The organism is Neptuniibacter sp. QD48_55 (assembly GCF_047778115.1).
In the GTDB taxonomy this organism is placed as follows: domain Bacteria; phylum Pseudomonadota; class Gammaproteobacteria; order Pseudomonadales; family Balneatricaceae; genus Neptuniibacter.
The window spans coordinates 899,503-915,241 of record NZ_CP180555.1; the positions used below are offsets into that span (position 1 = coordinate 899,503).

General features: G+C 44.8%; 16 protein-coding genes. 3 read left to right on the top strand and 13 right to left on the bottom strand.

The features are described 5' to 3' along the window. Window positions 1-2: 2 nt before the first annotated feature. On the bottom strand, window positions 3-353 hold the full coding sequence (locus tag ACMXYW_RS03980; RefSeq protein WP_415905301.1) for a hypothetical protein: 351 nt from the start codon (window positions 351-353) through the stop codon (window positions 3-5). A gap of 211 nt (window positions 354-564) precedes the next feature. Here ACMXYW_RS03980 and ACMXYW_RS03985 point away from each other — a divergent pair, with 211 nt between their 5' ends. Both ACMXYW_RS03985 and ACMXYW_RS03990 read left to right on the top strand, forming a co-directional pair. Then, complete coding sequence (locus ACMXYW_RS03985) at window positions 565-2,217, top strand: FecR domain-containing protein (RefSeq protein WP_415905302.1); 1,653 nt, start codon at window positions 565-567, stop codon at window positions 2,215-2,217. Continuing rightward, window positions 2,217-3,335 (top strand): CHASE2 domain-containing protein, encoded by a 1,119-nt coding sequence (locus ACMXYW_RS03990; protein ID WP_415905303.1) that lies wholly within the window; start codon window positions 2,217-2,219, stop codon window positions 3,333-3,335. The genes ACMXYW_RS03985 and ACMXYW_RS03990 overlap by 1 nt, the downstream gene beginning before the upstream one ends. A 29-nt stretch (window positions 3,336-3,364) precedes the next feature. Here ACMXYW_RS03990 and purD read toward each other — a convergent pair whose 3' ends face one another. The 9 genes from purD to aroQ all read right to left on the bottom strand — a co-directional run bounded on the left by purD (window position 3,365) and on the right by aroQ (window position 12,061). Continuing rightward, window positions 3,365-4,651, bottom strand: a complete 1,287-nt coding sequence (gene purD, locus ACMXYW_RS03995; protein WP_415905304.1) for a phosphoribosylamine--glycine ligase — start codon at window positions 4,649-4,651, stop codon at window positions 3,365-3,367. A 113-nt stretch (window positions 4,652-4,764) separates the two neighbouring features. Continuing rightward, window positions 4,765-6,345 carry a bifunctional phosphoribosylaminoimidazolecarboxamide formyltransferase/IMP cyclohydrolase gene (gene purH / locus ACMXYW_RS04000; protein ID WP_415897670.1) on the bottom strand — a complete coding sequence of 527 codons (1,581 nt, stop codon included), beginning with the start codon at window positions 6,343-6,345 and terminating at the stop codon, window positions 4,765-4,767. Between the two features lie 37 nt (window positions 6,346-6,382). After that, a complete protein-coding gene (gene fis, locus ACMXYW_RS04005) occupies window positions 6,383-6,667 on the bottom strand; it encodes a DNA-binding transcriptional regulator Fis (protein ID WP_415883738.1) in 285 nt (94 codons plus the stop codon). 22 nt (window positions 6,668-6,689) lie between these two features. Then, window positions 6,690-7,676 (bottom strand): tRNA dihydrouridine synthase DusB, encoded by a 987-nt coding sequence (gene dusB, locus ACMXYW_RS04010; protein ID WP_415893656.1) that lies wholly within the window; start codon window positions 7,674-7,676, stop codon window positions 6,690-6,692. Between the two features lie 149 nt (window positions 7,677-7,825). Next, window positions 7,826-8,728: a zinc-ribbon and DUF3426 domain-containing protein gene (locus ACMXYW_RS04015; protein WP_415905305.1), complete on the bottom strand. Its 903-nt coding sequence runs from the start codon at window positions 8,726-8,728 to the stop codon at window positions 7,826-7,828. Between the two features lie 6 nt (window positions 8,729-8,734). Then, window positions 8,735-9,631, bottom strand: coding sequence for a 50S ribosomal protein L11 methyltransferase (gene prmA / locus ACMXYW_RS04020; protein WP_415905306.1), 897 nt, complete (start codon window positions 9,629-9,631; stop codon window positions 8,735-8,737). Between the two features lie 127 nt (window positions 9,632-9,758). Beyond that, window positions 9,759-11,099 (bottom strand): acetyl-CoA carboxylase biotin carboxylase subunit, encoded by a 1,341-nt coding sequence (gene accC, locus ACMXYW_RS04025; protein ID WP_415900327.1) that lies wholly within the window; start codon window positions 11,097-11,099, stop codon window positions 9,759-9,761. 32 nt (window positions 11,100-11,131) lie between these two features. Then, window positions 11,132-11,581, bottom strand: a complete 450-nt coding sequence (gene accB / locus ACMXYW_RS04030; protein WP_415905307.1) for an acetyl-CoA carboxylase biotin carboxyl carrier protein — start codon at window positions 11,579-11,581, stop codon at window positions 11,132-11,134. 39 nt (window positions 11,582-11,620) lie between these two features. Beyond that, window positions 11,621-12,061: a type II 3-dehydroquinate dehydratase gene (gene aroQ / locus ACMXYW_RS04035; protein ID WP_415905308.1), complete on the bottom strand. Its 441-nt coding sequence runs from the start codon at window positions 12,059-12,061 to the stop codon at window positions 11,621-11,623. Between the two features lie 317 nt (window positions 12,062-12,378). On the opposite strand from aroQ, the gene ACMXYW_RS04040 reads away from it, so the two are divergent. Beyond that, complete coding sequence (locus ACMXYW_RS04040; RefSeq protein ID WP_415905869.1) at window positions 12,379-13,149, top strand: ParA family protein; 771 nt, start codon at window positions 12,379-12,381, stop codon at window positions 13,147-13,149. Window positions 13,150-13,212: 63 nt separating this feature from the next. On the opposite strand, the gene ACMXYW_RS04045 is transcribed toward ACMXYW_RS04040, so the two are convergent. The 3 genes from ACMXYW_RS04045 to ACMXYW_RS04055 form a co-directional block, all read right to left on the bottom strand. Then, window positions 13,213-13,680 (bottom strand): hypothetical protein, encoded by a 468-nt coding sequence (locus ACMXYW_RS04045; protein WP_415905309.1) that lies wholly within the window; start codon window positions 13,678-13,680, stop codon window positions 13,213-13,215. 158 nt (window positions 13,681-13,838) lie between these two features. After that, window positions 13,839-14,372, bottom strand: coding sequence for an inorganic diphosphatase (gene ppa, locus ACMXYW_RS04050; RefSeq protein ID WP_299180651.1), 534 nt, complete (start codon window positions 14,370-14,372; stop codon window positions 13,839-13,841). Between the two features lie 106 nt (window positions 14,373-14,478). Continuing rightward, window positions 14,479-15,480: a class 1 fructose-bisphosphatase gene (locus tag ACMXYW_RS04055; RefSeq protein WP_415905310.1), complete on the bottom strand. Its 1,002-nt coding sequence runs from the start codon at window positions 15,478-15,480 to the stop codon at window positions 14,479-14,481. Between the last annotated feature and the right edge of the window lie 259 nt (window positions 15,481-15,739).

Below are 15,739 nucleotides of genomic sequence, written 5' to 3' on the forward strand. Positions count from 1 at the left end.
TATTACTGCTTCTCATGTCTTTGCCGAGTGGAACCTACTGAATCATTGTGCTCTTTTTGTTCAGCAAGCCATGTTTTTATCTCAATTAACTTCAACCACATCCAAACTTCATCAATTTCAGTTGAGCGCATATCAGGCTGCGGAGCTGCTTTATCAGGGTCGCAGCTAAATTCATTTGCTCTTCCCCCCTTATAACAGTATTGCCTCTCAGTAGGGGTTGAGGTAGACGAAGGGTCATTAGCTTGCTGGTTAATTGGTATATAGCTACAAGCGGTTAACAAACAAACTGAAGCTAAAATGCTGACTGTTATGTGCCAGAAAGGATTCTTGGTCATTATTTCTAATTTCAGCATGTATTCAGGAATGTTTTTTAATATTGATGGACCGATTATACGGATATAACTATTGATGTCATATTCAAACAGTTGTTTTCAATAGTGGCCGAACTTTTTAATAAGTGGGAGAATGTATTCTCATCAGAAAACAGGGTGCTATGGGCAACTTTTTACCCATTAGATACTAAACCTTACGCATTGAGTTGGTGTTTAAACAGGAACTCGTCGAGTGATTAAACTAACGAAAAGTTACGCCTTAATATTTTCCATACTCTTCTCTCAAGTTTCATTTGCTGAGCAGAAAAATGAATGGGGTTACGCGATGCAACCCGGCGAATCAGTCTGGAGTGTGGCGCATGAGCTGCTTACCGATTGGAGAGAATGGAAAACGATAGAGCGCCTAAATAATGTGCGTAATGATCGTCAAATGTCTCCAGGCACTGTTTTAAAAATACCGCGTAATCTAATTCAAGAAAAGCGCTCCGATATCAAAATCCTGGATGTGAATGGAGATGTCACGGCGCAGGTTAAATTGCGTGAAGGAAAAGCCAAAGCGTTACTTCCTTTGAGTCGTGGTCAGAGTTTATCTCAAGGTGACTTGATCAAAACAGCTGCACAAGCTTCTGTATTACTAGAGTTTGATGATGGTACTCAGGTGCTATTACTGGGCGAAAGTGTGCTTCGTATTGAACAAGCAACGGTGATCGGAAACAAGCGTAAGGTTGTGGATATTAAAGTTTTCCTAGAGGAAGGAGAGGCTGAAATTCGTGCCAATCCAGCTAAAGTTCCGGGCTCTCGTTTCTTGATCGATACGCCAGTTGCTTTTGCTACGACAAAGGGCACTACCTACCGAGTGAGAGCTGAAGGGGAAAGTACAGCAGCTGAGGTAACTCAAGGTCTAATTGGTGTAGGTAACAAGTTAGGCGCTACCAATGTCCGTCAAGGGTACGGAACTTTGACTAGGGCTAATCAGCCCCCTAAAAAACCGAAAAAGCTTCTACCAGCGCCTGAATTGCCGGAAATAGATGATGTGATCCGTTATCTACCGGGAAAATTGGCTTGGAATAAGCTGGATGGTGCTGCTAAGTACCGTAGTCAAATCTCTCCAGACCAAGCATTCACGGCAATTGTATACGACCAGATCTCTGCTCATCCAAAAATGGCTTTACCTGCGGCCTTAGAAGATCGCTCCTATTGGATTCGTGTGAGTGCAATCAGTGCTGACGGTTTGCAGGGATTATCTGCGTTAAAGCAGATTAATATTGAAGCGCGTCCTTTCCCGCCTGTCCGTCAGGGACCTATGCCTGCTGACTCTCTCTATGTTGGTGACATTGAATTTAGTTGGTCTAAACCAGAATTGGCAGATTCCTTTGTTTTTGAGATTGCTAGAGATCAAAGCTTTACTGAGATTGTCGATAAACAAGAAAATATTACGGAGACCCAGCTTGTTGCAGTTGTGTCAGAGCCGGGTAATTTCTTCTGGCGCGTGAGTAGTGTAACGGCAGAAGGTAAGCGTGGTCCTGTCGGTCATGTAGGCTCTTTTAAAGTTAAACCAGTACCTCCAAAGCCGGAGATGAGAGAGCCTGTAAGAAGTGAATCAGAGATCTCTTTTAGTTGGCAGGAAGAGGAGGGTGTAAGTTTCTATCAGTTGCAGCTTGCAAAAGATAAAGCGTTTAAGCAGCTTGTTGTTGATAACAAAACTGAGCAGGCAAGTTTAGCGATAGATAAGCCGCAAGCAGGTACCTACTATTTACGCGTTAGGTCTATCGACGCTGAAAATTACGCGGGTGAATGGACAGAACCTCAAGAGGTGGTTCAGCCGGTAGAGAATTGGTGGCCAATGATCATTAGTGGATCACTCTCTCTGCTCTTGCTGTTGTAATGCTGATTAGATTCAAGCAAATACTTTTATTAATCCCGCCATTGCTTTGTGTAGTAATGGCGGGATTGTCTTCTCTGCCTGAAACGTTTGATCGCTTTATTTATGATGCTTTGGCCAAGCATTATTCCCCAATTAATTTTCAAGATCGTTCAGTTGTTTTAATCGATATAGATCGTCGTAGTTTAGAGGCTTTTTCTGGCTGGCCTCTTGATCGCTCTATTCATGCTCAAGCAATCGAGCAGCTCAATTCTGCTCAAGTTTCTTCTGTAACTTACAACGTTGCCTTCATAGCATACGACGGTCCTAAAAACTCATCTGATCAAGCCCTTTTAAGTGCTATTCGTCAAAACGGTAAAGTTATTCTGCCTATGCTTGCGGAGCAAAATCAGGAAATGTTGCCTTTTAATGGCGTGAAGGTGAGTGGTGCCAAAGTAGCGCACTCTGAGCTCCCGTTGGATTCAGATGAAATGTTAAGGCGCAACTATATGCATGCGGGAATTGGTTTTCCCCGTTGGCCTAATGTTCCGCTCGCGACGTTAAGTATTTATGCACCGGTAAAAGCTGACGATTTTTCTGGATTAAGAAGCCCTTATCTTAATTTAGGGTTTAGCCGCCGCTGGAGCCGAGATTATGAAGTTTTGCTCCCATTGGGGATTGATAGGTTTCTGCAACAGACACCTCGTTATAGCTTGATTGATTTGGTTAATGGTCAAGTGGATTCAAATGCTTTAAAGAACAAGGCTGTTTTTGTTGGCATTGCTGATGCTCAACTGGAATCCAAAAAATCCTTAGCACAGGGGATGTTCTCCGCGACAGAGGTTCATGCGTTTAATTTTGCTGTGTTGAATCAAGGCTATGCGTTATCCCCATCTTTGCCTATATGGGCTGCGGCACTAGGGGTTTTAGTTACGCTGTGTATTGGCTTAGTGAGTTTGGTTTCGATGCCGATATGGCTGAACTTATCGTTTATTGTAACAGGCGTTTTTTTGATGACGGTGCCGTTGATGATGGTTAGCGTAGGGTATTGGCTCAGTTATTTGCCTATGTCGGCGGGGCTTGTTGTAGTGCTCTTGTTGAGTGGCGCTAGATTTTTGTTGGCAAAAAAAAGCCCTGAATGATCAGGGCTTTTTCATAAGATTTTATTCGCTTAGCTGTTTTGCTCACGAGCAATTGCGCGGTAAGCAATATCTTTGCGGAAGTAAGCGCCTTCCCAGCTAACTTTCTCTAGCAGTTCATAAGCACGTTTCTGTGCTTCTGTAACTGTTTCGCCAAGTGCTGTTACGCAAAGTACACGACCGCCTGCAGTGACAACGTTCTCGCCGTCAAGCTTAGTGCCAGCGTGGAAGATTTTAGTACCTTCAGGGCATTCTGCAGGGAAAGAGATTACATCGCCTTTGCCGTAGTCACCTGGGTAGCCGCCTGCAGCCATAACAACGCCAACAGACTTACGCTCATCCCACTCAGCCGTTGTATTGTCAAGCTTCTTATCAAGTGCTGCATTACATAGATCAACCAAGCTAGATTTTAGGCGTAGCATAATTGGTTGAGTTTCAGGATCACCGAAACGGCAGTTGTACTCGATAACCTTCGGTGTACCGTCTGCTTGGATCATTAGGCCAGCATATAGGAAACCAGTGTACTCATTGCCTTCGGCTTTCATGCCATTAACTGTTGGCATGATTACTTCGTCCATGATGCGCTGATCGATTTCTGCTGTAACAACTGGAGCAGGGGAGTATGCACCCATACCACCTGTGTTCAGGCCAGTATCGCCATCACCTACACGTTTGTGATCTTGGCTTGTTGCCATTGGTAGAACATTGTCACCGTCAACCATAACGATGTAAGACGCTTCCTCACCTTCAAGGAATTCTTCGATAACTACACGGCTGCCCGCATCACCAAATGCGTTACCGGCTAGCATGTCTTTGATCGCGTCTTCAGCTTCAGTCAACGTCATCGCAACGATTACGCCTTTACCAGCTGCTAGGCCGTCAGCCTTAACAACGATAGGTGCGCCTTTTTCACGAACGTAAGCCAGTGCAGGCTCAATTTCAGTGAAGTTTTCGTACTCAGCAGTAGGAATCTGCTGACGTGCAAGGAAATCTTTAGTGAAAGCTTTAGAGCCTTCTAGTTGAGCAGCGCCTTCACTTGGACCGAAGATGCGTAGATCTTCTTTCTGGAAATGATCAACGATACCAGCAACTAGCGGTGCTTCAGGACCAACGATGGTTAGGTCTACACTGTTTTCCTGAGCGAAAGTGCGTAGGCCATCTAGATCCATCACGTCGATAGCAACGTTTTCCATTTTATCTTCTTGAGCTGTCGCTGCGTTACCTGGAGCTACGAAAATTTTAGCAACGTTTGCGTCTTGTGCTGCTGCCCAAGCCAGTGCGTGTTCACGACCGCCAGAACCAATAATTAGTACGTTCATTCTGTAATCCTTCTATGTAGAAAACCCCGCATCCAGTGTTTCTCTGGATCGGGGTTTAGGGCAATAAGCCTAAAGGGGATAAACCTAATTGAAGGCTTATTGCTATCTAATGCTTAGTGACGGAAATGGCGCATTCCAGTGAAGACCATTGCCATGCCGTGCTCGTCAGCTGCGTCAATAACCTCTTGATCGCGCATAGAACCACCCGGCTGAATAACTGCTTTAATACCTGCAGCCGCTGCAGAATCGATACCGTCGCGGAATGGGAAGAAAGCATCAGATGCCATAACGGAACCTTTAACTTCTAAACCTTCATCAGCAGCTTTGATACCTGCAATCTTAGCACTGTATACGCGGCTCATTTGACCTGCGCCGATGCCGATTGTTTGGCCATCTTTAGCGTAAACGATAGCGTTAGACTTAACGAACTTAGCTACTTCCCAGCAGAATAGAAGATCACGGATCTCTTGCTCTGTAGGTTGTACTTTAGAAACAACTTTTAGTTCAGATGCATCTACACGGCCAAGATCAAGATCTTGTACTAGTAGACCGCCGTTAACGCGCTTGTAGTCGAAACCGTGTGCACGGTTAGCAGACCACTCACCACACTCAAGTAGACGAACATTTGGCTTAGTCGCCACGATGTCAGATGCTTCTTGAGTTACTTTAGGTGCGATGATCACTTCAACGAACTGACGATCAACGATCGCTTTCGCAGTGTTGCCATCCAATTCTTGGTTGAATGCGATGATGCCACCAAAAGCAGACGTTGGGTCAGTTTGGAAAGCACGGTTGTAAGCTTCAAGAATATCCGCGCCTACAGCTACACCACATGGGTTAGCGTGTTTAACGATAACACAAGCCGGTTCTTTGAAAGATTTAACACATTCTAGTGCCGCGTCAGTGTCTGCAACGTTGTTGAAAGACAGTGCCTTACCTTGTAGTTGACGAGCTGTAGAAACAGATGCTTCAGCTGGCTCTTCTTCAACGTAGAAAGCAGCACGTTGGTGAGGGTTTTCACCGTAACGCATATCTTGTGCTTTAACGAACTGAGTGTTGAAAGTACGTGGGAAGTCAGCAGGCTTCTCATCTTCGCCTTCAACGATTGCGCCTAGGTAGTTAGCAATCATGCCGTCATAACCAGCAGTATGCTCAAACGCTTTTACTGCTAGGTCAAAACGAGTTTTGTGCGTTAGGCCTTTTTCGGAATCGAGTTCAGCAACAACATTGTCATAGTCAGAAGCATTAACAACGATTGCTACGTCTTTATGGTTTTTCGCTGCAGAACGAACCATTGTTGGACCGCCGATGTCGATATTTTCAATCGCCATAGGTAGATCGCAATCAGGGCGGGCGATAGTTGCAGCAAATGGGTAAAGGTTTACAACAACCATATCGATCGGGTTGATGCCATGCTCAGACATGATGCCATCATCCTGTCCGCGGCGACCCAAAATACCACCGTGCACTTTAGGGTGCAGAGTTTTAACACGGCCATCCATCATTTCTGGGAAGCCTGTGTAATCGGATACTTCTACTGCAGGAATGTTATTTTCCTTAAGTAGTTTGTAAGTACCGCCAGTAGAAAGGATTTCAACGCCGCGAGCGTTTAGGGCTTGTGCAAACTCAACGATACCTGTTTTGTCAGATACGCTGATCAGTGCACGGCGAACGGGAGTGATGTTCTGTGCCATTGTGTCTGGATTCCGAGTAGTCTTAAAAAATTGTGGATTAAAGCAAGCCGTACTGTTTTAGCTTTTTGCGCAGCGTACCGCGGTTAAGGCCTAACAGTTGGGAAGCTTTAGTCTGATTATCTTTTGTGTAAGTCATCACTGTTTCGAACAGTGGTGCTTCAATTTCAGAAAGAACCATTTGGTACACGTCTGTCACTGGCTGACCGTCAAGCTGACGGAAATAGTTGTTCAGTGACTGCTCTACATTGTCACGTAGAGTCTGGTTAGTAGCTTCTGCTGGGTCGGACACGAGAGCCGGTTGCTTAATTTCTTTGTATTCCACAGTACTAAATATCCAATCTAAACTAGGCCGCAACGTTGTTTGCTAAAGCTTCATCGAAATACTTTTCGATAGCTGCGGCCTGATCTGCTGCTGTTTCTATAATATTAAATTGCTTGCGAAAGCTACTTCCGTTTGGCTGATTCTGCAGATACCACCCTACATGTTTTCGTGCGATACGAACGCCCATGTAGTCACCATAGAAACTATGCAGTTCCTGCAGATGAGCTAACAGAATTTCTCTAATCTCAACTAGTGATGGAGGGGGCAGGATTGTACCTGTTCGCAGATAATGATCAATCTCTCTAAACAGCCAAGGTTGACCTTGTGCTGCACGACCGATCATTACTGCAGAGCAACCAGTATGCTTAAGTACCCATTCTGCTTTTTCAGGAGAAGTGATATCTCCATTAGCAAAGACGGGAATGGATATAGCATCAGCAATACTGGCGATAGTGTCGTATTCTGCCGTCCCCTTATAGCCGCAACGACGTGTGCGACCATGAACTGCCAGTGCTTGAATACCTGCGTCTTCAGCTATTTTCGCAACAGTTAAACCGTTGCGATTGTCCTGATCCCACCCTGTGCGGATTTTCAGTGTGACTGGAACATCCACTGCCTTAACAACAGCGTTGAGAATGTCTTTAACCAGTGGCTCATCCTTAAGTAATGCAGAACCTGCAGCTTTATTACACACTTTCTTAGCAGGGCAGCCCATATTGATATCAATAATTTGGGCACCGCGTTCTACATTCATTGCCGCAGCGTGGGCCATCATCTCTGGGTCGCCACCCGCGATCTGAACAGATCGAGGTTCGGCTTCACCGCTATGATTTAGACGAAAAGCAGATTTTCGTGATTTCCATAAGCGAGTATCAGATGTAACCATTTCCGAGACTACTAGACCTGCGCCCATACGTTTACATAACTGCCGAAATGGTTGGTCAGTTACGCCAGCCATTGGTGCAAGAATCACCTGACTGTCAATGATGTATGAACCGATCTGGAACATAGCGAGCCTTAAAAATAGTTAATAAACACCCGCAGCGTCACGAATGACACTGTTAGTTGAGTGATTAGGGAGGCGAACAATCATACTCCTTAGCGCTAGGGTCTCCAAGGATTTTTTTGATGATTTTTTGAACAATTTGCCTTGATTTTTTATAGCGCTGGCGCTAGTAGCTCAAGTTGATAATTTATGCCACGCATGCCCGGTGACATTAGGTCTAGAGATATCTGGATAGGTTGGTGAGTGGGCATAGATTTGAGGTTAACAACTGACCTATCTAGGTAGGATTCTGGCTGCAGAGTTCTACTTGCGACAGGGCGGCCTTTGAGGTCAGAAAATGCTATATGCAAAGCCGGATAAGGTTGGTTGTGATTGGCCTCATTTATAAGCACTAAATCTATAGTTATCGCATCCGCGATCTCTGAATGGGGACGAATCAAAAATTGTTGATTGGTAATCTTGGCTGTATCGACTCGCGTAGGTATTTGGCAATCAATATGTTGGCAGACAGTATCGTATAGAGGTCGGTAGGTGTGAGTCCAATATAGGTCGCCACGATTAAACCAAAGGTGCTGTGCTATCAAAGTTAAGATGGCTAATACACAACCAATAAACCACCAAGGGGAAGAGGCTTTAGCTCCATAGCTGCGATTAAGAACAACAGGTTCTGCTTCGATTGTTAGGGTAGGAACGTCCGCAGCCGAGACCTTTTTAATTATCTCTTTCTGAGTTTTTTCTTCAGGTTTATCTGCTTCTGAAGGGGTTGTTATTTCGGTAGGCTCAGGGGCTGGTGTTTCCTCTTTCGAAATAGGTAGATCTAAATCTAATTTCTCAAAGGTATCAGGAGTTTCATCTTCATGAACTCTTCTAGTTTTTGCCTTTTGTTGCGTGGCTGGTTCGACACTTTGAGGTTTTTGTTCATATTCAACAGCGCAAAAGATAGCTAGACAAGCACCGCATCTTACCTGTCCGTTAGCTACCTTTAATTGCCCCGGTGTAACACGGAATTGTGTTTCACAGCTTGGGCATTGCGTAATTATGCTGTTGTTTTGCATCTGGATTTAACTGTGTTTTGTTCCTGTAACACGAATCCAACCCTCTTTTTCAGCGATTGGGTCAAGGTCAAACCATTCAGAATAAGTATTAATGATCTCTGTTGCTTGTGGGCTTAAGAGGCCCGATAAGCAGAGCTTACCACCCGGGCTAACCAGTGCTTCAAGTGTAGGCGCTAGTTGAACTAAAGGCCCTGCAAGAATATTAGCTACGAGCACTTCTGCTTTTTCAGGCGGTGTGTTTTCTGGCATATATACATGTAGAGAATCGTCTTGCAGTTGGTTACGAGCAAGATTGTCTTTGGTTGCCTGCAGCGCTTGAGGATCAATATCGACACCGATAGCGCGCTTTGCACCGAGTAACAAACCTGCAATTCCTAAAATGCCGGAGCCGCACCCGTAATCGATTAAGAAATTGGTATTGCTGATATTCTGATCTAGCCACTCCAAACACAGCGCGGTAGTAGGGTGTGTGCCTGTGCCAAATGCGAGGCCTGGATCGAGCATCAGGTTAACAGCATCTGCTTGAGGTGGTTCACGCCAGCTAGGGCAAACCCAAAGTCGTTCGCCAAACTGCATAGGATGGTAATTATCCATCCACTCGCGTTCCCAATCCTTGTCTTCCAATATTTCTGCTTTGATCGAAGGTGCGGGGATCTCTGGGAATAGCTGTTCATGACCTTGCTTAATGTATTTAAGCGTTTCCTCAAGATCATGTTCGGCTGAAAAAAGTCCGGTAATGGTGGTGTTTTTCCAAAGAGGGGTAGTGCCTAGGTCTGGCTCAAAAATAGGTTGATCTTCACTGTCTTCGAAGGTGACGGCGGCGCAGCCTGCACTAAGTAATAAATCTTCGTAAGGTTCAGATTGATCGGGGTTGGTTTGGATTTTGATCTGCAACCAAGGCATTAGTTTTCTTCCATATCAAGCGCTTAGATGAATTTATAGTATCGGTCATAATTGCAGATATGAACAGAATGTTTTGGGGCTAGATAATAAAAAACCCGCCGAGGCGGGTTTTTTGATTAAGTTTTGCTTACAGGCCAAGCTTCTTCTCAAGATAGTGGATATTTACACCACCTTCTTGGAATTTAGCGTCGCGAACAATGTCTTGCTGCAGAGGGATATTGCTGCGAATACCGTCTACTAGCATTTCGCCCAACGCAATTTCCATACGCTTAAGAGCTGTCTCACGATCTTCGCCGTAGCTGATTAGCTTGGCAATCAAAGAGTCGTAATGAGGCGGAACTGTGTAGCCGTTGTATAGGTGAGAGTCTACACGAATGCCATTACCACCAGGTGCGTGGAAGTGTTTAACAGTACCAGGACTTGGCAGGAAGGTCTTAGGATCTTCTGCATTGATTCTGCACTCGAAAGAGTGGCCCTGTACTTTAATATCTTCCTGTTTCAGTGAAAGAGGGTAACCAGACGCAATCCGTAATTGCTCTTTCACAATATCAACGCCAGTGATCATCTCAGTAACAGGGTGTTCTACCTGTACACGAGTGTTCATTTCGATGAAGTAGAAGCCGCCATTTTCGTATAAGAACTCGAAAGTACCTGCACCGCGGTAGCCGATCTCGATGCACGCATCAACACAAGCTTGAAGTACTTGAGCGCGTGCTTCTGGATCTAGGTGAGGAGCTGGTGCTTCTTCAACGACTTTCTGGTGACGACGCTGCATAGAGCAGTCGCGGTCGTATAGGTGAACAGCGTTGCCTTGGCCGTCAGCTAGTACTTGAACTTCCACATGACGTGGATTTTCTAAGTATTTTTCCATGTATACAGTGTCATCACCGAAAGCTGCAGCAGCTTCGGATTGAGTTACATGGATAGAGCTGATTAGAGACGCTTCAGAGTGAACTACACGCATACCACGGCCACCGCCACCTGCAGCGGCTTTGATGATTACTGGGTAACCGATACGGCGTGCAATCTCATGAATCTCTTCTGGGTCGTCAGACAATGCGCCGTCTGAACCTGGAACGGTTGGTACACCTGCAGCTTTCATCGCTTCAATTGCAGAAACTTTGTCACCCATTAGGCGGATAGTTTCAGCTTTAGGGCCGATGAAGGTAAAGCCCGAGCGCTCAACCTGTTCAGCAAAGTCAGCGTTTTCTGCTAAGAAACCGTAGCCAGGGTGGATGCCTACAGCGTCGGTTACTTCAGCAGCAGCGACAATTGATGGGATGTTCAGGTAACTTTTAGGCGATGGAGCAGGGCCAATGCAGACGGCTTCGTCAGCTAGGCGCACATGCATTAAATCGCGATCTGCCTGAGAGTGGATAGCAACGGTTTTGATATCCAGCTCTTTGCAGGCGCGAAGGATACGAAGCGCAATTTCGCCTCGGTTCGCAATCACTACTTTATCGAGCATCGAATGGAGATCCTTGCTTTTGCGTTAGAGGCTTAAACGATAGTAACCAGTGGCTGGTCGTATTCAACAGGCTGTCCATCTTCAACTAGGATAGCTTCGATTACGCCTGCTTTATCAGCTTCAATCTGGTTCATCATTTTCATCGCTTCAACGATGCAGATTACGTCGCCAACTTTAACTGTTTGACCTACTTCAGCAAATGCTGGAGAGCTTGGGGATGGTGCAGTGTAGAACGTACCAACCATTGGAGACTTAACAACGTGACCTGAAGTTTGAGGTGCTTCTGGCGCTGCTTCAGCAGCTGGAGCAGGTGCTGCAACTGGAGCAGGTGCTGCAACTGGAGCAGGTGCTGCAACAGGGGCAGCTACTACGCTAGAGCCACGGCTGATACGTACGGACTCTTCACCTTCTTTAATTTCGATTTCGTTAATGTTGGACTCTTCCAACAATTCAATCAGCTTCTTGACTTTACGAATGTCCATTCTGACTTATATCTCTCTAAACTATCAGTATATTGTTTATTATTCGGCAATCTTTCGAACAGCAGATTGCAAAGCAAATTCATATCCCTGCGCACCTAAACCACATATTACGCCATCAGCTACATCTGAGAGATAAGAATGATGGCGGAAGGTTTCGCGAGCATGGACGTTGGATAAGTGAACCTCGATAAAAGGAATACTTACGCCCAGAAGTGCGTCGCGAAGGGCAACACTTGTGTGAGTAAAAGCAGCGGGATTTATAATTATGTAAGCAATACCTTCGTCCTGAGCTGCATGAATGCGTTCGATCAGGACATATTCGCGGTTGCTTTGGCAATGAACCAACTCGTGCCCACTCTTTTTGGCTTGTTCAATCAAATTTTGGCAAATATCATCCAATGTGTCTGATCCATATACTTCAGGCTCACGCTTCCCAAGAAGGTTGAGATTAGGGCCGTTTAGCAGAAGGATCTTTGCCATGACTAGTTTCCAGAAAGTGGGCTATTTTTCACGATTGAACCCATAGTTTGCCGTAGTCTCTTTATCTTGTCTACATCTAAGCAAGTTTTTGCTGTTTTGCTTCATTTTTACCGAAAATGCCTTCTAAATCCCTACGAAACATGAATAAAAAATGAATTATTGCTGTCTTTGTGTATGTGTTTTTTCTAATATTCGTTCTTTTGGCTATAGTTTGAGGTTTTTAGCTACAAGTTTGTTGACGTTGTCTTCAATATTGTGGATATTGCAATGCGGAAGTTGTGTTTTAAACAAACGGCAGCAAGTGAAGGATTCTGATGATGATTAGACGGGTTGTATTTAACCAGAAGGGTGGTGTTGGTAAATCCAGCATCGCAATTAACCTAGCGGCGATCAGTGCTGCGCGTGGTAAGCGTACTTTGGTTATTGATTTGGATCCTCAGTGTAATTCTAGTCATTATTTGTTAGGTGAAGATTATCAAGAGGTTACGCCGGATATACGTGATTTCTTTGAGCAGACTCTCACGTTTCAGTTGAAGCCCGAAGGGCCTGAATACTTTATTCACCAGACACCCTATGAAAATTTGAGTGTGATGCCGGCAAATGCAGAACTTGGTGACCTTCAGTCTAAGTTAGAATCGAAACACAAAATTTATAAACTGCGTGATGCCTTAGATAAGTTAGCGGATGATTACGATGTGGTTTATATCGATACACCTCCAGCATTTAACTTTTATACCTTATCGGCGCTGGTTGCTTCTGATCGTTGTTTGATTCCGTTTGATTGCGATGAATTTGCCCGTCAGGCTTTATATAGTTTGTTGACAAACGTGCATGAAACTCGTGAAGATCACAATGAGAAGTTGGAAGTTGAGGGGATTGTGGTGAATCAGTTCCAGCCGCGTGCGAGTCTACCCAAGCGTATCGTGGGTGAGCTTCTTGATGATGATTTGCCTGTGCTGGAAACCAAAATCTCTGCATCGGTTAAAATGCGTGAATCTCACGACGACACTTGCCCTTTGATTCATTTTGCACCTAAGCACAAATTAACTCAGGAGTTTGTGACGCTATTCGAAGAATTAGCTCACTAAAAGTTTTGGTTGAGCATAAAAAAAGCTGCATTAATGCAGCTTTTTTTATGCTTGAGCGGCGCCCTAACAGGTTTGCTCTTCTTTCTTAGGGGCGTTACAAGCTAGCTCTTCTGGTGCAACGACTGCGCTACCAATAAGTAATGAGCCTTTGTGCTCACCTACATACATCTTTGTGGTGGAGCGCTTGTTTTTATTGTCGATGAAGACAATGTTAAGTTGACCAGAGGGTTTTAAATTCAGCTCATAGGTTTTGCCATCTTGAACATAGCTAGGGTTTGTGCCTTCAGCAACAGGTTCGATGAAAATACGACGAATCTGACGGCCTTTGAAACCAGATTTAATATACTTCTGTAATGAGCGACGAGACTCCTTGTCGACACCTTCCCAGTTAATCAGATTAAAAATTCCTTGAGCATCACGGCTGCCAAAAGAGTTGAGATAATTTTGTACTAACTCACGATTCTGATCGGCGAAAGCGCTGCTGGAGATCAGGAGAGCAAAAGCAGTAATAAGCGTCTTTCGAAGTGTCATTTTTCACCTCTATTATGTATGAGTTTCCTGAGACAGCTGTGCTAAGTATATATTTTTTTTTGCTTACGAAAAGCTGAATGGAGATGAGGGAGGGAATTTTATGTAATAAAAAACCCCGCGGAGCGGGGTTTTTTGAATAAGATTGGCAAAAGAGAAACTTATTTAGCTTCTTCGTACGCCTTAACGCCAGCAACGATAGCTTCTTTAGCTGCTGCAGCGTTGCCCCAACCTTCAACTTTAACCCACTTGCCTTCTTCTAGACCTTTGTAGTTTTCGAAGAAGTGCTTGATGCGGTCAAGTTCTAGCTGTGGAAGATCTTCAATGTCGTTCACATCACGGTAAGCTTTAGTTAGCTTGTCGTGTGGTACAGCAACTAGCTTAGCATCTTCACCAGCTTCGTCTGTCATGTTAAGAACGCCTACAGGGCGGCAACGGATAACAGAACCAGCGATTACTGGGTAAGGAGTCAGAACTAGTACGTCTAGTGCGTCGCCATCGTCAGCTAGTGTGTTGTTGATATAACCGTAGTTAGCTGGGTAGAACATTGGTGCAGCCATGAAACGGTCAACGAAGATCGCGTCTTCTTCTTTCTCGATCTCGTATTTAACCGGAGAGCTTTCTGCCGGAATTTCGATGATTACGTACAGATCGTTTGGCAGATCTTTACCTGCTGGTACTTGTGCGAAGCCCATGTTTGTCTTCCTGTAAGTAGTTTTGAAAAGGTTACATCTAAAGTCTGGGGATTATGTCCCAGACTTTAGCGGTTATGAATACTACTTAAAGCTGAAACGTATAACTTTAAGTATTGAGTTTAGCTGCTTGACCGTCACTAGATTCAGCGTGGTATGACAGCAGAGTCTCTACTTCATTTTTAGAACCGAGTGCTACACCGCTACGTTGGTGAATATGAGTAGGCTCTAAATCCATGATATTTTTGTAGCAAGTGCTGGAAATGCCGTCAGCTTGTTCAATCAGCATGCTCATTGGGTTGCCTTCGTACATTAGGCGAAGTTTACCCGGCTTAGTTACGTCACGGCTATCCCATGGGTAGCAAAAAATACCGCCACGGGTAAGCACGCGGTGGACTTCAGCAACCATAGAAGCAATCCAGCGCATGTTGAAGTTTTTGCCGCGTACACCTTCAGAGCCTTCTAGAAGGTCGCCAACATAGTTGCGCATCTCTTCTTCCCAGAAACGATGGTTCGACATGTTGATCGCAAACTCTTTAGTGTCCGCTGGAATAGTCACTTTTTCACGAGTCAGGATGAAATCACCAGTGTGAGCCAGTGTAAAGAAGTTCACGCCTTGACCAGTCGTCAGAGCAAGGATAGAAGACTGACCATATAGAACATAACCTGCTGCAATCTGTTTGCGGCCTGTTTGTAGGTATGCTTCATCTGAGCTTGGATCCATGCCTTCTGGTAGCTCTAGAATAGAGAAAATAGTACCCACTGAAACGTTGATGTCGATATTTGAAGAACCATCTAGTGGATCGAAAATCACTAGGTATTTGCCTTCAGGATTACCAGCTACAGGGTGGTCTTCTTCTTCAGATGCCAAGCCTGCTACTAGAGGGTTATCTAGTAAGAATTTTTTCAGGAGGTCGTTTGCGATCACGTCCATCTTTTTCTGGGTTTCACCCTGAACGTTGGTGTTGTCCGTGGATCCTAAAACTCCAGCTAATTCGCCTTCGCGAAGTTGGATCGCAACTTCTTTACAGGCAAGCATTAAGGTGCCAATCAGATCGACTAATTTGTCTTCGGTTTCCTGTTGTTTCAGGAACTGGCTCAGCAGAAGCATTCTTGTATTTTCTCTCAAATAGAGTGGTTGGAAAGTTGGGTGGGAATTTTACGTGAATCTTTGATGAAATGCATGGGGTGTTGAGGGATTTAGGTTAGGAAATAATCAGTATTTTGGCGTAGGTTTGGGGATTTTTACACAATCTTCATCATAGCTGTGTATTGGAGCGGAAATCTCAGCTCCTAAACAGGGAATTTGGCTGTTAGGGCGGTTGTTAAAACTGCTATGATGACGGTTGCTTTTTTGAAGGAGTGTTCGG

Coding starts and splice junctions, on each gene's coding strand:
- ACMXYW_RS03980 (WP_415905301.1), bottom strand. CDS start 353: ATGCTGAAATTAGAAATAATGACCAAGAATCCTTTCTGGCACATAACA.
- ACMXYW_RS04040 (WP_415905869.1), top strand. CDS start 12,379: ATGATTAGACGGGTTGTATTTAACCAGAAGGGTGGTGTTGGTAAATCC.
- accB (WP_415905307.1), bottom strand. CDS start 11,581: ATGGACATTCGTAAAGTCAAGAAGCTGATTGAATTGTTGGAAGAGTCC.
- ppa (WP_299180651.1), bottom strand. CDS start 14,372: ATGGGCTTCGCACAAGTACCAGCAGGTAAAGATCTGCCAAACGATCTG.
- dusB (WP_415893656.1), bottom strand. CDS start 7,676: ATGTTCCAGATCGGTTCATACATCATTGACAGTCAGGTGATTCTTGCA.
- aroQ (WP_415905308.1), bottom strand. CDS start 12,061: ATGGCAAAGATCCTTCTGCTAAACGGCCCTAATCTCAACCTTCTTGGG.
- ACMXYW_RS04045 (WP_415905309.1), bottom strand. CDS start 13,680: ATGACACTTCGAAAGACGCTTATTACTGCTTTTGCTCTCCTGATCTCC.
- accC (WP_415900327.1), bottom strand. CDS start 11,099: ATGCTCGATAAAGTAGTGATTGCGAACCGAGGCGAAATTGCGCTTCGT.
- purH (WP_415897670.1), bottom strand. CDS start 6,345: ATGGCACAGAACATCACTCCCGTTCGCCGTGCACTGATCAGCGTATCT.
- ACMXYW_RS04015 (WP_415905305.1), bottom strand. CDS start 8,728: ATGCAAAACAACAGCATAATTACGCAATGCCCAAGCTGTGAAACACAA.
- ACMXYW_RS03990 (WP_415905303.1), top strand. CDS start 2,217: ATGCTGATTAGATTCAAGCAAATACTTTTATTAATCCCGCCATTGCTT.
- ACMXYW_RS04055 (WP_415905310.1), bottom strand. CDS start 15,480: ATGCTTCTGCTGAGCCAGTTCCTGAAACAACAGGAAACCGAAGACAAA.
- purD (WP_415905304.1), bottom strand. CDS start 4,651: ATGAACGTACTAATTATTGGTTCTGGCGGTCGTGAACACGCACTGGCT.
- prmA (WP_415905306.1), bottom strand. CDS start 9,631: ATGCCTTGGTTGCAGATCAAAATCCAAACCAACCCCGATCAATCTGAA.